The 14463-nt window shown below is 59.5% G+C and carries 14 protein-coding genes; 8 read left to right on the top strand and 6 right to left on the bottom strand.

Going from position 1 to position 14463, the window contains the following annotated elements; all coding sequences use genetic code 11:
• Positions 1 to 3: 3 nt before the first annotated feature.
• Positions 4 to 948, bottom strand: coding sequence for a ubiquinol oxidase subunit II (cyoA, locus tag Q8X48_RS26965; protein ID WP_015093556.1), 945 nt, complete (start codon positions 946 to 948; stop codon positions 4 to 6).
• A 27-nt stretch (positions 949 to 975) separates the two neighbouring features.
• On the opposite strand from cyoA, the gene Q8X48_RS26960 reads away from it, so the two are divergent.
• On the top strand, positions 976 to 1236 hold the full coding sequence (locus Q8X48_RS26960; protein ID WP_041474780.1) for a hypothetical protein: 261 nt from the start codon (positions 976 to 978) through the stop codon (positions 1234 to 1236).
• A 550-nt stretch (positions 1237 to 1786) separates the two neighbouring features.
• Here Q8X48_RS26960 and Q8X48_RS26955 read toward each other — a convergent pair.
• Positions 1787 to 2296 carry a disulfide bond formation protein B gene (locus Q8X48_RS26955; protein ID WP_007970367.1) on the bottom strand — a complete coding sequence of 170 codons (510 nt, stop codon included), beginning with the start codon at positions 2294 to 2296 and terminating at the stop codon, positions 1787 to 1789.
• A 276-nt stretch (positions 2297 to 2572) separates the two neighbouring features.
• A complete protein-coding gene (hmpA, locus tag Q8X48_RS26950) occupies positions 2573 to 3754 on the bottom strand; it encodes an NO-inducible flavohemoprotein (protein WP_407802219.1) in 1182 nt (393 codons plus the stop codon).
• Positions 3755 to 3910: 156 nt separating this feature from the next.
• Here hmpA and norR point away from each other — a divergent pair, with 156 nt between their 5' ends.
• From norR to Q8X48_RS26930, 4 genes are all read left to right on the top strand, one after another.
• On the top strand, positions 3911 to 5461 hold the full coding sequence (norR, locus tag Q8X48_RS26945) for a nitric oxide reductase transcriptional regulator NorR (RefSeq protein WP_407802218.1): 1551 nt from the start codon (positions 3911 to 3913) through the stop codon (positions 5459 to 5461).
• A gap of 272 nt (positions 5462 to 5733) precedes the next feature.
• Positions 5734 to 6636, top strand: coding sequence for a chemotaxis protein CheV (locus Q8X48_RS26940; protein ID WP_407802217.1), 903 nt, complete (start codon positions 5734 to 5736; stop codon positions 6634 to 6636).
• Between the two features lie 27 nt (positions 6637 to 6663).
• Complete coding sequence (locus Q8X48_RS26935; protein WP_193601746.1) at positions 6664 to 7122, top strand: GNAT family N-acetyltransferase; 459 nt, start codon at positions 6664 to 6666, stop codon at positions 7120 to 7122.
• A 159-nt stretch (positions 7123 to 7281) separates the two neighbouring features.
• Entirely contained in the window at positions 7282 to 7608 is a 327-nt protein-coding gene (locus Q8X48_RS26930) for a hypothetical protein (protein WP_407802216.1), read from the top strand.
• Positions 7609 to 7701: 93 nt separating this feature from the next.
• On the opposite strand, the gene Q8X48_RS26925 is transcribed toward Q8X48_RS26930, so the two are convergent.
• Positions 7702 to 7959: a hypothetical protein gene (locus Q8X48_RS26925; protein WP_126049361.1), complete on the bottom strand. Its 258-nt coding sequence runs from the start codon at positions 7957 to 7959 to the stop codon at positions 7702 to 7704.
• A 213-nt stretch (positions 7960 to 8172) separates the two neighbouring features.
• Here Q8X48_RS26925 and Q8X48_RS26920 point away from each other — a divergent pair, with 213 nt between their 5' ends.
• Together Q8X48_RS26920 and Q8X48_RS26915 are read left to right on the top strand one after the other, a co-directional pair.
• Positions 8173 to 9147, top strand: a complete 975-nt coding sequence (locus tag Q8X48_RS26920; RefSeq protein ID WP_407802215.1) for a 2-hydroxyacid dehydrogenase — start codon at positions 8173 to 8175, stop codon at positions 9145 to 9147.
• A gap of 175 nt (positions 9148 to 9322) precedes the next feature.
• Positions 9323 to 9871: a DUF2165 domain-containing protein gene (locus Q8X48_RS26915; protein WP_015093548.1), complete on the top strand. Its 549-nt coding sequence runs from the start codon at positions 9323 to 9325 to the stop codon at positions 9869 to 9871.
• On the opposite strand, the gene Q8X48_RS26910 is transcribed toward Q8X48_RS26915, so the two are convergent.
• On the bottom strand, positions 9863 to 10765 hold the full coding sequence (locus tag Q8X48_RS26910) for a DMT family transporter (protein ID WP_407802214.1): 903 nt from the start codon (positions 10763 to 10765) through the stop codon (positions 9863 to 9865). The two genes, Q8X48_RS26915 and Q8X48_RS26910, sit on opposite strands and share 9 nt — an antisense overlap.
• A gap of 150 nt (positions 10766 to 10915) precedes the next feature.
• Between Q8X48_RS26910 and Q8X48_RS26905 the strand changes: the two genes are divergently transcribed.
• Positions 10916 to 11791, top strand: coding sequence for a helix-turn-helix domain-containing protein (locus tag Q8X48_RS26905; RefSeq protein WP_407802213.1), 876 nt, complete (start codon positions 10916 to 10918; stop codon positions 11789 to 11791).
• 156 nt (positions 11792 to 11947) lie between these two features.
• Here the strand turns inward: Q8X48_RS26905 and Q8X48_RS26900 are convergent, their stop codons facing one another.
• Positions 11948 to 14377, bottom strand: a complete 2430-nt coding sequence (locus tag Q8X48_RS26900) for a TonB-dependent siderophore receptor (protein ID WP_407802212.1) — start codon at positions 14375 to 14377, stop codon at positions 11948 to 11950.
• Positions 14378 to 14463 lie beyond the last annotated feature (86 nt).

The following is a 14463-nucleotide window of genomic DNA, read 5'->3' as shown; positions in this document are numbered from 1 at the left end:
CGTTTACTCCTCTGCCCCGGCAGCTGAATGCGCGTTCATGTCCATTCCTTGCGTAGCGGCCACTTCTTTCTCTTCTTTCTCGTGCTTCACTTTCGGACCCGGTTTCATGCCTTCGTACTTGTCGACGATGGTCTGGAACAGGTTCGGCGTCACCGAGGAGTAGAGCTCGACTGGGTTGTTCTGGCTCTGCTTGGCAAGGGCGGCGTATTCAGCTTGTTCAAGCTGTTTAGGTGCCTTTTTGACTTCACTTACCCAGGCGTCGAATTCTTCCTGGGAAGTGGCGATCGCTTTGAATTTCATGCCGGTGAAACCAGCGCCGCTGTAGTTGGCGGAGATACCGTCCATCTCAGCGTTTTCGTTGGCGATCAGGTGCAGCTTGGTCTGCATGCCCGCCATCGCGTAGATCTGGCCACCCAGCGCAGGGATGAAGAACGAGTTCATCACGGCGTCAGAGGTAATGCGGAAGTTGATCGGGGTGTGCGCCGGGAACACGATCTTGTTGACCGTGGCGATGCCTTGTTCCGGGTAGATGAACAGCCACTTCCAGTCCAGAGCGACCACTTCGATGGTCACAGGCTTCACGTCCGATTCCAGTGGCTTGTACGGGTCCAGAGCGTGGGTCGACTTGTAGGTGACGTAACCCAGGGCAATGATGATCAGCACTGGAACGGCCCACACCGCGATCTCGATCTTGGTGGAGTGGTTCCATTTCGGGGTGTAGGTGGCGTTGGTGTTGGACGCGCGGTATTTCCAGGCGAACAGGAAGGTCATGACGATGACCGGAACCACGACCAACAGCATCAGCAGCGTTGCGGTGATGATCAGGTTTCGCTCGTCCAGACCGACCTGGCCCTTGGGATTGAGCAAGGTCATGTTGCAGCCTGACAGCAACAACGTGCCGATCAGCGGCAATAAGCCTAGTAGTCTGGGGTACCTGTTTTTACTCATCTCACGACCTCTAAAGCAGCTTGCGCAATGCAGTTGGGTTTTGATCGCCAACACTTCACCCTGCCAAGGGTTGGCATTTTTCTTGGATTGAATAAGGGCATGCCCGTCGTGCGTCAGACGCTGTACGACAAATCCCGGGCCTGCGGTGAGTTCTTATTCGAATTCGTGGTCAAAGGCCTTGTTACAGACCAATTCCATTTGGTGCGGGTAGTTGGAGGCTCCGACACCTGGGCATCGCATGAAGCCACCAGACCTCTCGACACCCTGTTCCTGCACATACCTGGTTAAGATTTGAGCAGCGTCGGGAATTCAGTGCGGGCGATTGTAGATATGTAGCGTTTTATAAACCATGTCTCATCCCGAAATAATTTTTATCCGAACCGGCAACAATCATTCACCGTTTTCGCAAAAGTGGCGCATCTTATCGAAATTGATTCTCAACAAAAACACCAAAATAAGTAGGTCTTCCGCCCACAGTTCAGACAGTATCGGGTGCCTCCCTGCTGCCATTGACCCTGCCAGAGGCCCGATATGACGGGGACTCCGGCCATTCGCAAGCCCCTGTTAAAACTGCCTGTTCGGGTTCGGAACGGAAAAAAACGGGAACCTGCAAAACAGCCCAATTTCGTTACGAATCCATGTGCCAATCCGGCTTCCATGAACGCCCTGCGACACCGACTCTGTGACAACATGTCGCACATGTGTCGCACCCTTGGCTGCCCCACATCAGGGTCTTTTTACCTGGTCTCTGGAATGCGCTGCTCAACAAAAAAAAAGCCCCGCTCCTCTGTGCAAGGAACGGGGCTTTTTGTCCGACAATACGTAGCGGCAGATGACCTCAGCGCAGCGCTTTGCGGTTACGCGACGTCAGCAGCGGCACCAGCACCACGATCAGTACGAACGCCACCAGCGCCCACTGCGCCAGCGACAAACCGAGGATCGGCGGGTATGGCGTGGAGCAGAAACCATCGACCTGGAAACCCAGCGGGAAGATCTTCGCCAGCGGCAAGTCATCGACAATCGGTTGCAACACATCGATGCCGCAGCTGACCGCCGGATAGAACTGCGTATAGACGTGATGCCCGGCAACGCCTGCACCTGCCAACGCGCAGATCACCACCAGGGTTTCGAACACCGTGATGCTGCGACGGTTGCGCATGGCCGCGCCGATGAAGGCGAAGATCGCGATCAGCAGCAACGCATAACGTTGCAGGATGCACAGCGGGCAAGGCGCCTCGCCCAGGACAATTTGCATGTACAGCGCGCCGCCGATCAACGCCAGGCAAATGATGCCCAACAACACCAGGTAGCGCCGTTCACGCCCCAACCGCATGGATTCATCGCTCATCGCGTTTCCCTTCAAGATTCGAGTGCCCGCCAGTCTACACGCTGGCCCGGACCTTTGAGAGTCTGGAGCATGTGAGGGGGATTCGAGGGAATAGACGATAAGGCGGTTAAGGAGGGATTAACTTTTCAGCTTTTTTCCATTCAAGACCGCGTGGCCCTCATCGCGGGCAAGCCACGCTTCCACAGGTTTTGTGTCGTTCACATCATTCTGGTTCGACACAAATCCCTGTGGGAGCGGGCTTGCCCGCGATGAAGGCGACGCGGTCTCCGGTACTATTTATTCCAGCGCCGCTGCCGGCCCGAAGAACTCATAGCGGCTTTGCTTCTCCGGCACACCCAGTGCCTTGAGATGGCGCTTGATGGACGCCATGAAACCTTTCGGCCCCAGGAAGTAAACATCCAGGTCACGCTGCTCCGGCAGCCATGCATTCAACTGCTGCTGACTCAACAAACCGACCTTGTGCGCCGCCGGGCTCACGCCATCGTCCTCGGAATAGCAGTAGAAGCGCTTGAGTTGCGGGTGACGCTCGGCCAGGCCATCGATCCAGTCGCGGAAGGCATGCACGCTGCCGTTGCGCGCGCAGTGGATGAAATGCACCGGCCGCTGAGTCTCCAGCGCCGCTTCGAGCATCGCCAGGGTCGGGGTGATGCCAACGCCGCCGCTGATCAGTACCAATGGTTTGTCGCTGGCGGTCAGGGTGAACTCGCCCGATGGCGGGAACAACTGGACGCTGTCGCCGACATGCATCTGGTCATGCAGGTAGTTGGAGGCGCGACCACCGGCTTCACGCTTGACGCTGATGCGGTACTGGCCTTTGTTCGCCAGCGCCGACAGCGAGTAGTTACGACGGATCTCTTCACCGTCGAGGATCAGTTTCATGCCGATGTACTGGCCGGGTTCTGCCGCGAGGATCGGACCTTTGTCCGCAGGTTCGAAGTAGAACGAAGTGATCTCGGCGCTCTCCTTGACCTTGTCCACCACGATGAATTCCCGCGCCCCGCGCCAGCCGCCGTGGGCCTGTTCTTTTTGGTCGTAAACGCTGGCTTCGGCACCGATCAGGATGTCCGCCAGTTGGCCGTAGGCCGCGCCCCAGGCCGCGATCACTTCAGGGGTGGCGATCTCTTCGCCCAGTACTTCGGCGATGGCCCGCAGCAGGCAGCTGCCGACAATCGGATAGTGCTCAGGCAGGATCTGCAGGGCCACGTGCTTGTTGATGATCTTGGCCACCAGGTCGCCCAACTGGTCGAGCTGATCGATATGGCGCGCATACATCAATACGCCGTTGGCCAAGGCACGCGGCTGGTCACCGCTGGCCTGGTGGGCCTGGTTGAACAGCGGGCGGACTTGCGGGTATTCGGAAAGCATCATGCGGTAGAAGTGCGTGATCAGCGCCTCACCACCGCTTTCGAGCAGCGGTACGGTGGATTTGACGATGGCACGGTCTTGAGCGCTCAGCATAAGGTGACTCCCGGTATTCTTGGGTTGCTAACGGATTACCCTATGCATATCAGCTTTCGTGCCAACTATTTAATCGTTAAAATTCAATAAGTTAATAACGCTATAGTCATTTCGACACTGCCTGATTTATAGTCATACCGACTACACGGAGTCACTATGACTGCAAAACCACTGCTCACCGCTTTGCTGCCCCTGGTCTCCGACCTGTCCCGCGAACTGCCCGAGGGCGAGCGCTATCGCCGCCTGCTGGAAGCCATGCGCGCCTTGCTCCCGTGCGATGCCGCCGCCCTGCTGCGCCTTGATGGTGAATGGCTGGTGCCACTGGCCGTCGACGGCTTGAGTACCGACACCCTCGGTCGGCGTTTCAAGGTCAGTGAGCACCCGCGTTTCGCAGCGCTGCTCGGCAGCCCCGGCCCGACCCGTTTCGCTGCCGACAGCGACTTGCCTGATCCTTATGACGGCCTGGTCGATGGCCTGGATGATCATCTGGAAGTCCACGACTGCATGGGTTGCCCCTTGTTCATCGACGAGCGCCCATGGGGTCTGTTGACCCTCGACGCCCTCGATCCGGAGCGCTTCGAACCGATCGAACTGGATGCCCTGCAAGCCTTCGCCAGCCTCGCGGCCGCCACGGTCAACGCCGCCGAGCGCATCGAGCGATTGAATAACCGGGTCGAAGATGAGCATCAACGCGCCGAGGTCTACCGTCAGGCCAGTGGCCAGCAGAATCGCGAGATGATTGGCCAGAGCAAAACCCATAAAAGATTGGTGGAAGAAATCAACCTGGTCGGCGGCAGCGACCTGACCGTGCTGATCACCGGCGAAACCGGGGTCGGCAAGGAGTTGGTGGCCCAGGCCATCCATGCCGCCTCGCCCCGCGCCGACAAGCCGATCATCAGCCTCAACTGCGCCGCATTGCCCGATACCTTGGTGGAAAGCGAGTTGTTCGGCCATGTCCGCGGCGCCTTTACCGGGGCGATGAACGACCGTCGTGGCAAGTTCGAACTGGCCAATGGCGGCACGCTGTTTCTCGATGAAGTCGGTGAGTTGTCGCTGACCGTGCAGGCCAAGCTGTTGCGCGTGTTGCAGAGCGGTCAATTGCAGCGACTGGGTTCGGACCAGGAGCATCAGGTCGACGTGCGCCTGATCGCGGCGACCAACCGCGACCTCGCCGAGGAAGTGCGCAGCGGTCGTTACCGTGCCGACTTCTACCATCGCCTCAGCGTTTATCCGCTGCTGGTGCCGGCCCTGCGCGATCGCGGGCGCGACGTGCTGCTGCTCAGCGGTTACTTCCTCGAGCAGAACCGCTCGCGCATGGGCCTCAACAGCCTGCGCCTGAACAGTGACGCCCAGACCGCGCTTTTGGCCTACGACTGGCCCGGCAATGTGCGCGAGCTTGAACATTTGATCGGCCGCAGCGCCTTGAAAGCCCTGGGCAACTGCAAGGAACGGCCGAAGATTCTCAGCCTGAGCGCCGCCGACCTGGACTTGCCCAACGCCAGCGTTGAAACCGCTGCAGAGCAACCTGTCGCCACCGTCGCCCAAGCGCCGACCGGCGATTTGCGTGAGGCCACCGAGCGTTATCAGCGTCAAATGATCGGTGCCTGCCTGGAACGGCACAACAACAACTGGGCAAGCGCGGCCCGTGAGCTAGGCTTGGATCGGGCGAACCTGGGGCGGATGGCCAAGCGGTTGGGGATGAAATAGTGTTTTTCAGTGTCGAGTGAAATCTTGTGGCGAGGGGGCTTGCCCCCGTTCGGCCGCGCAGCGGTCGCAAATCCTGTTACGCGGTTTAACTGATACAAAGCTGAGGGCCGCTTCGCGACCCAACGGGGGCAAGCCCCCTCGCCACAATCGTCTGCCATTTGATCCGAGATGAGGGCATGTGCCCTAAAGCCTGCCCCCGACAAGTCGATAACCCGGCATCGAAGTCATGGCAATCCCGGGATTGCCCGTCACCTTTTCCAGAGAAGGTTCATATGTCCTCCACCAAAGCCCGCGCAGACTCACTTTCGCTTCTGCTGTTTACCCTGCGCAGCGGCAAGCTGATGGCGATCAACCTGCTCAAGGTCAGTGAGATCATTCCCTGCCCGCCGCTGACCCGGCTGCCGGAGTCACACCCCCATGTCAAAGGCATCGCCACCCTGCGCGGTGCATCGCTGTCGGTGATCGACCTCAGCCGCGCCATTGGCGAGCGCCCGCTGGAAGACCCGAACGGCGGCTGCCTGATCGTCACGGATGTCAGCCGCTCCAAGCAGGGCCTGCACGTTCAGGCCGTGAGCAAGATCGTCCATTGCCTGACCACCGACATCCGCCCGCCGCCCTTCGGCTCCGGTGGTTTGCGCGCCTACATCACCGGCGTGACGTCGGTCGATGGCACCCTGGTGCAGGTACTGGACATCGAAAAGGTCATCCACGGCATCGCCCCGACACAAATAGAAATGGCGCCGACCGAACTGAGCATGGAAGACGCCGAACTGCTCGGCAACGCGCGCATCCTGGTGGTCGACGACAGCCAGGTCGCCCTGCAGCAATCAGTGCACACCTTGCGTAACCTTGGCCTGCAATGCCATACCGCCCGCAGCGCCAAGGAAGCCATTGACTGCCTGCTGGATCTGCAAGGCACCGCGCAGCAGATCAACCTGATCGTCTCGGACATCGAAATGTCCGAGATGGACGGCTACGCCTTCACCCGCACCCTGCGGGAAACGCCGGACTTCGCGCATCTTTATGTATTACTGCACACGTCGCTGGACAGTGCGATGAACGCCGAGAAAGCACGGCTGGCGGGGGCGAACGCGGTGCTGACCAAGTTCTCTTCGCCGGAATTGACCCAGTGCCTGATCACTGCGGCCAAGGCTGTCGCTGAACAGGGTTATTGAGTCTTGGCCGAGGATTTTTGCTGGCTGATGCGGCGCGACCTCACTGAAGTCGTGCCGTCACCCGATTGGCCAGCTGGCCTGCAACTGAGCGAATACCATCCCGAAATCGGCGCAGCCGTGCACCGGTTGATGGAGTTCGGTTACCTCGAAGGTGGCGGTCGCGTGGCAGCGCTGGACATGTGGCAATGGCAGTTCGAAAGCGACCCGGAATATGACCCGGCGCTGTGCTTTATCGCCCGGGATGCCGAAGGCATTGTTGGCGTGTGCCAGTGCTGGACCAGCGCCTACATCAAGAACCTGGTGGTGCATCCACGGTTTCAGGGCCGAGGATTGGGACGTGCCTTGTTGTTGCAGGCGTTCAAGGTGTTCCAGCAACGGCGCGAAGGATATGTGGATTTGAAGGTGCTGGAAGACAACCACCGGGCGCGGCGATTGTATGAAAGTGTCGGGATGCGTGCCGTTCGCCGGGAGCCGGTTCCAGACTGATACGCCGCAATCGCGAGCGGGCTCGCTCCCACAGGTTACCCGTCGTACACAGAATCTGTGGCCACACTCGGTTACTTTAAGAGCGAGTCTGCTCGCGATAAGGCGCCAAGTCTTCAGGCATACTCACCTTTCGGCCACAGCCCCAAGGACGCCTGGACCATGAAAGCAGCCACCCTGACTTTTCTCTGCCTCACCGCCCTCACCTCTCAGACCTACGCCTCCAGCCCCGACGCCTGGGCCGCCTACGACAAGGCCGTACTCGCCAGTTGCACCAAGGCCAGCGGCCTGAAAGACGCCAAACCCGTGGGCAACGCCGCGCAGTTCGATGACCGGGTTGGCTATACCGCGCTCCTGCTCCAGGGCCAGTACCCGCAAAAGCACATGAAAGGTGCACAAGGCGCCGAGCTGTGCCTCTACAACAAAAAGAGCAAAACCGCGTACGTTACCGAATGGGACTCCATCCGTCCGGCCGCCAAGGTCAATTGAGTGGCGCACATTTCGTTACGGGCAGTTTGATCAATAACTTGTGCTACCGGTATTGGCCTGCTCGCGAAGACGGCAGGCCAGGCACTGGAAATTTCAGCGTTTACCCATCGACCGACGAGTCCCCGGCGGCGCCATGCCCGGCGTCTTGGTGTGGCCGTTCTTGGCGCCGTTCTTGTACCACGGCTGGTTCGAGCCTTTGGCTGCCGCCAGTTCGCCCGGCTTGAACGGGAACTTGAATGCCGGGATCCCGGCTTTGGCTTCGCTGTCGGTGCTGGAGTCAACGCTGACTGGCAGCTCGGCCTGCACGTCGCTCTGGGCGTCGGCGACCGGCGGTTGATTCGGGGAAGTCATGAAAGCTCCGGGTGATGCATGAAATGTCGGGCCCGGTGAGCGAGCCGCATGCCACAGTATAAGAAGTGCGGCAGTATACCGGAACGGCAGCGACAAGCTTCAAGCGGCAAGCTTCAAGTTAAAAACGATGGGGGCGACTTTTAAACTTGCAGCTTGCCGCTTGAAACTTGTAGCTTGCTAAGCATTCTTCACCGCCCGACGAGCCCGCCTCTCATGAAAAAGACTGTCCTGGCCTTCAGCCGCGTCACCCCGGTAATGGTCGAACGCCTGCAACAGGATTTCGACGTCATCGTGCCGAATCCGAAAAACGGCGACATCAACGCCCAGTTCAACGAAGCCCTGCCCCACGCCCACGGCCTGATCGGCGTTGGGCGCAAACTCGGCCGCGCTCAACTGGAAAACGCCGCCAGGCTGGAAGTGGTGTCCAGCGTCTCGGTGGGCTACGACAACTATGACCTGGCCTACTTCAACGAACGCGGAATCATGCTGACCAACACGCCGGATGTGCTCACCGAAAGCACCGCCGACCTGGCGTTCGCGCTGTTGATGAGCAGCGCACGCCGCGTCGCCGAACTGGATGCCTGGACCAAAGCCGGGCAATGGCAGGCCACTGTCGGTGCGCAGCTGTTCGGTTGCGATGTGCATGGCAAGACCCTGGGGATCGTCGGCATGGGCAATATCGGTGCTGCCATCGCCCGACGTGGTCGCCTGGGGTTCAACATGCCGGTCATCTACAGCGGCAACAGTCGCAAGACCCGGCTGGAGCAGGAACTCGGCGCGCAGTTTCGCAGCCTCGATCAGTTGCTGGCCGAAGCTGATTTCGTCTGCCTGGTGGTGCCGCTCAGCGAGAAAACCAGGCACTTGATCAGTCATCGCGAACTGGCGCTGATGAAGCCGAGCGCGATATTGGTGAACATCGCCCGTGGCCCGGTGGTGGATGAACCGGCGCTGATCGAAGCGCTGCAAAACAAACGCATTCGTGGTGCCGGGCTGGACGTGTACGAAAAAGAACCACTGGCCGAGTCACCGCTGTTCCAGCTGAACAACGCCGTAACCTTGCCGCACATCGGCTCGGCCACCCATGAGACCCGCGATGCCATGGCCAACCGTGCCTTGGCCAACTTGCGCAGCGCCCTGCTGGGCGAACGGCCACAGGATCTGGTAAACCCGCAAGTCTGGAAGGGCTGACGCAAAACGGGCAGGTGTTACAAGCGCCTGCCCTTTGCCTTCAGAAGTTCGATTAAAACAAACTTGAATTCAACTCATACACACTTTGCAATTCAGCACATCACCCAGCAATAGAACCATCCGCTAAAATCCGTTACTTAAAAGGAAACCTTCCTTAATAATAACGGAGAAAATCTTGAACTCACTCAACACCAACCAGATCATTAGAATCAGCAAAGCCTCGATCCTGCTATTTATCAGCTTTTTCGGGTTATTGACGACTTACAACAATTTCGCCGACTACTCCACAAACTACGAGTATCTCGGCCATATACTGAGCATGGACACGACCCTGAATCAACTCAAGTACAGTAATAGAGCCATCACATCGCCCCTGCTTCATCATCGGATCTTTTGGCTGATCATTACACTTGAAATCATGTTTACACTCCTCTGCACAATAGGAGCCTACTATCTTTATAAAAACATAAACACCAGCAAGGAAGCGTTCCACGAAGCAAAGAAATTTGCAGTCGTCGGACTAGTGATTGCTATTTTTATATATTACGTTTGTTTTCAGGCCATTGGTATCGAATGGTTCAATATGGACGAATCAAAAAAATGGAACTACACGGACTGGGGTCGGCAAGCCGTTGACTTCATACTGTTATCCCTGATCTATATTGTTTTGCCGATCGAGAGCGAAGAGCCGCCACTCTCGCCCGCCTCTGCTGAATCACGCTAACTTGCCAGCTCCCTGCATCAACGGCACTTTGGGTTTGCGAAACACCAGTACGTTGCCCGACATCACCAACACCAGCCCCAACAGTGCCGGCATCGTCCACTGATAACCCTCGGCGAACGCCGACACGTTGAGCGCCACCACCGGAAACAACACTGTGCAGTACGCCGCCCGCTCAGGCCCCATGCGGCCGACCAGCGTCAGGTAGGCGGTGAAACCGATCACCGACCCGGGAATCACCAGGTACAACAGTGAGCCGATATAACGCGCGCTCATTTCCAGGTCGAAGGGAATGCCTTTGACCAGGCACCACACCGAGAGCATCGCCGCCCCGTAGGCCATGCCCCAGGCATTGGTGGTCAGCGGCTTGAGACCGGCCTTCTGTTGCAGGCTTGAGAGCATGTTGCCCGCCGAGAAACACAAGGTGCCGCACAGGGCCAGACCGAGGCCGAGCAAGGTTTCCGGACTGGCGGTATGCCCGGCCAGTTCCGGCCAGAACAGAAGGCCCAGCCCAAGCAGGCCCAGCGCACCGCCCATCAGCACGTTGCGGGCGATTCTCTGACCGAAGAACACCCGCGCGTTGAGGGCATTCCACAAGGTGGCGGTGGAAAACACGACGGCCACCAGACCGCTGGGGATCCACTGGCTCGCGGTGAGGAAGCACATGAAGTTGACGCAGAACAGGCACAAGCCCTGAGCCAGGCAAATCAGGTGTCCGCGACGGTTCATCACTTGCAGGCGCCGACTGAGCAACAGGATCACGAACAGCACCAGCGCGGCGAGGCCGAAGCGATAGACGATCGACACGGGAATCGCCACCACGCCCAGCTGCCATTTCAAGGCAATCCAGGTGGTGCCCCAGATCAGCACGGTCAGCAGGTACAAAGAAAGGTTCATGACAAGGCTCCTCGATAGGTGCCCAGTGTCCGGCGCCACGCCTGGACGCACTTGCATAAACTTGCGCTTTTGTCTGGCGACAGGCTGGCAGGCGCACGTCTACGGAGTAGGATGCAGGGCGTTGGATACAGGTGTTAGAGAGCAACGATCATGGCTGCACTGGATACCCTACAGGTCTTTCAAGCCCTCAACCGCTCGCCAAATGCTCGTCTGGAGCACAGCGCCGAGCTGGGTGACGGCTTGTCTGCAGCCTTGTGGAGCAATCACCACGACGCCCAGGAATACGAAGCGCCCAGCCACCACACGTTGTCCTGTTACATAGCCGGCGGCACCGGCACCTTCCGTCGCGACCAGCCCGGCAACAAGGGCGGCCCGGACAAACTGTGCATCCTGCCCGCCGACCACCAGTCAGGCTGGGTGATCAACGGCGACATCCGCCTGGCACACCTGTACTTCAGCCCCGAACAATTTGCCCTCGGCTGCGTCACCCTGCTTGATCGCGAGCCACGGGAACTGCAGCTGCGCGAGCAGACCTTTCTCGATGACCCGCAGCAGGCGCTGCGCTTTCGGCAATTGATCAGTTTGAACTGGGACGAGCCGGGCGAGCGCCTGCTGACCAGCAGTCTGGCCCACGAACTGCTCAGCCATGCCCTGCTCAGCCAGGTCAACGCCCGACAAGGCCTGCGCCTTAAAGGTGGATTGGCCGCGCATCAGCGCCGACATCTGGTGGAGTACATCGACAGCCATCTGGACGAGGCCATCAGCCTCGGTCAGTTGGCGGCGTTGTGCGCGTTGTCGGAGTACCACTTCGCGCGGATGTTCCGCGAAAGCTTCGGCTTGCCACCCCACCAGTACCTGCTGGCGCGGCGCCTGAACCGGGCGCGGGAATTGCTGCGCACGACGGCGCAGCCACTGGGGGAGATTGCGCTGGCTTGCGGCTTCTCCAGTGCCAGCCACTTCACCAACCGCTTTCGCCAGGCATTGGGCGCAACGCCCGGCGAGTATCGACAGGCGTTTTTGCGCTAGTCCCGGGATTTTCGGCGCCTCAATTACCGTCTTCGCGGGCAAGCCCGCTCCCACAGGAATTGGCGCTGCTCTCAGATTTTGAGGCAACCTCTGAACCTGTGGGAGCGAGCTTGCTCCGGGCGGCGTTCCGACGATGAACGATGACACGGTCTATCGTCAGAACTCCAGGGTGCTGGACAACGTCACCTGCCGCGAATCCCCCATGGAGACAAAGAACCGGCTCGCCGCCGAGGTGTAGTAGGTGCGGTCGAACAGGTTCTTCACGTTGAGCTGAAACTTGACCTTCTGCCCGTCGAGCCGGGTGTCGTAGGTGGCGAACGCATCGGCCACGGTGTAGCTCGGCAGGTCGAAATCGTTCACCGCGTTGCCCGCGCGCTCACCCACATAACGCGCCCCGGCGCCGACCCGCAGTTGATCAGCGCCAATGACGCTGCCGAAGTCATAGACCGCCGACAAAGAACCGCTGTTCTTCGCCACGTTTTGCAGTTGATTACCCTTGTAAACCGGGTCTTCGGTGACTTCGGCATCGGTATAGGCGTAGCTGCCGATCATGCTCCAGCGATCGGTGAGTTGACCGCTCAAGTCCACTTCCAGGCCACGGGAGCGCACTTTGCCAGCGGCGCTGTAGATCGTGGTCGGGCCTTCGGCGTTGGCCACCAGCACATTACGCTTCTCGATGTCGAACAGCGCGATGTTGCCGGTGACGCGGCCCGGCAGATCAAGCTTGGCACCCAACTCCCAGGACTTGGCTTCTTCCGGCGCGAAGCCACCGTCAAGCACGGTACTGCTGCCGCTCAACGGCGCGATGGTCGAGTTGGGTTTGAACGATTCGGTGTAGCTGCCGTAGAACGACAAGGCATCGGTGTACTTGTACACAAGGCCCGCGCGCGGCACCCATTTCTGCCCGTTGCTGTCGGTGTTGGCGTGGAACGGCACACCTTTGCCGGCGTACTGGTCATAAACCTGGAAGCGCGCGCCAGCCACCAGAATCCATTGCTCGTTGAGGTGGATGGAGTCCTGCAGGAAGGCCGAATCGCTGCGCAGTTCATCGGTCTGCGCGCTGTCGGGCGCACTGACGGTAGTGCCCGCCACTTCCCGACCATAGACCGGATTGACGTAACTGAACGTGGTCAGGCTTTTCTGGCGGATCAGGTCTTCGCGGTAGATCTTGCGGTACTCGTCATCGATGCCGAACAGCAGGTCGTGCTGCATGCCGAGCACATTCACATTGCCTTCGAGGCTGGCGGTGGTGAATCGGTCGGTGCTGATCGCGTTCTGCGTGCCGTCCATGCTGCGGGTCAGGGTGCCCTTTTTTGTGTCGATGGCGGTCACTCGCACCTGGCTGGCGTCGTAGGTTTCGCGGTTCCAGCTATAGCCGAAATGGGCTTTCCAGTTGTCGTTGAGTTCGTGATCGGCCTCGAAGTGATAGAGGTCCGAACGCCCTTCCATGTTGTTGAACGGCTCATCGAGACGCTCGTTGCGCGAGATATCCAGCGGGTGGTTGGTCCGTGGGTCGATCAGCGTACCGCGGTCGAACGGCGTGAGGAATTCGCGGTGCTCATAGGCGAACAGCAGCTGGGTGCTTTCACCGTACCAGGCCAGCGACGGCGCAATCAGGCTTTCGCGATGCACGCCGAAGTTGCGCCAGTAATCTTCGTCTTCGTAGTCCAGCACCATGCGGTAGGCCAGCCCGGAATCGCCGAGGGCACCGGTGCTGTCGAAAGTGCCGCCGCTGCCGTTCTTGCCGTCGTCGTAGCTCGAACCGCGCGCAGTCAGCGCGTTGTACTGCTCAAGTTCGGGCTTCTTGCTGACCATGTTGACCACGCCGCCCGGATCCTGGATGCCGTAGAGCAACGAGGCCGGGCCCTTGAGCACTTCGACCCGGTCCACGCTGGCGTTGAGACCGCGGCCCTGCACGATCGGCATGCCGTCGCGCATGATCGAGCCGTTACGGTTGTCCCCAAAACCGCGAACCATCACCGAGTCCTGGGTGCTGCCCAGGGTGTTGGCCTGGGTGATTCCGCTGACGTTGGCCAGCGCGTCATCGAGATAGCGCGGTGCCTGATCGCGGATCACCTGGGCCGGGACGACATTGATGGTCTGCGGGATGTCCTGAATCGGGGCCGAAGAGCGCATCACCGAAGAGGTCGGTGGCGGCTGGTAACTCATGGACTCATCCATCACCGAGGTGATGGTGGTCGCACCCAGTGTCAACGCACCCTCAGTCGGCTGCGGCTCCAGGGCCATGGTATGGCCGTCGGTGCGGCGGAACGTCAATCCCGAACCGGTGAGCAGACGTTGCAGGGCCTGTTCGGCACTCATCTGTCCATTGACCGCCGGTGCATTGAGGCCGTACGGCGCTTCATCGGTATAGACGACGCTGATGCCGGTTACCCGGCTGAAATCACTCAGGGCCTGGGGCAGCGGTTTGGCGGCCAGCGAGAAACTGAACTGCGCACGCGGCTGACTGCTGCCCGTCTCTGCGGCCAGCGCCAGGCCAAGCGGCAACAACGCCAATGCCGAAAAGCTCAACGCAGACACACCCAACCATTGTTTGACCGAACCCGATTTTGCCCTGGACTTCATGACTCATGACCTGTGTAGAACCGCAACGGATGCGAATGACTCGCAGTTTCAGTCACTACACGGATGGCGATCGGGTTTACCTCATC

Origin of the sequence: Pseudomonas sp. QLc11A (genome assembly GCF_052112305.1) — a bacterium.
GTDB classification, from domain to species: Bacteria; Pseudomonadota; Gammaproteobacteria; order Pseudomonadales; family Pseudomonadaceae; genus Aquipseudomonas; species Aquipseudomonas laurylsulfatiphila.
Note: the sequence above shows the minus strand (reverse complement) of the source record. Positions and strands in the feature narration are given on the sequence as shown.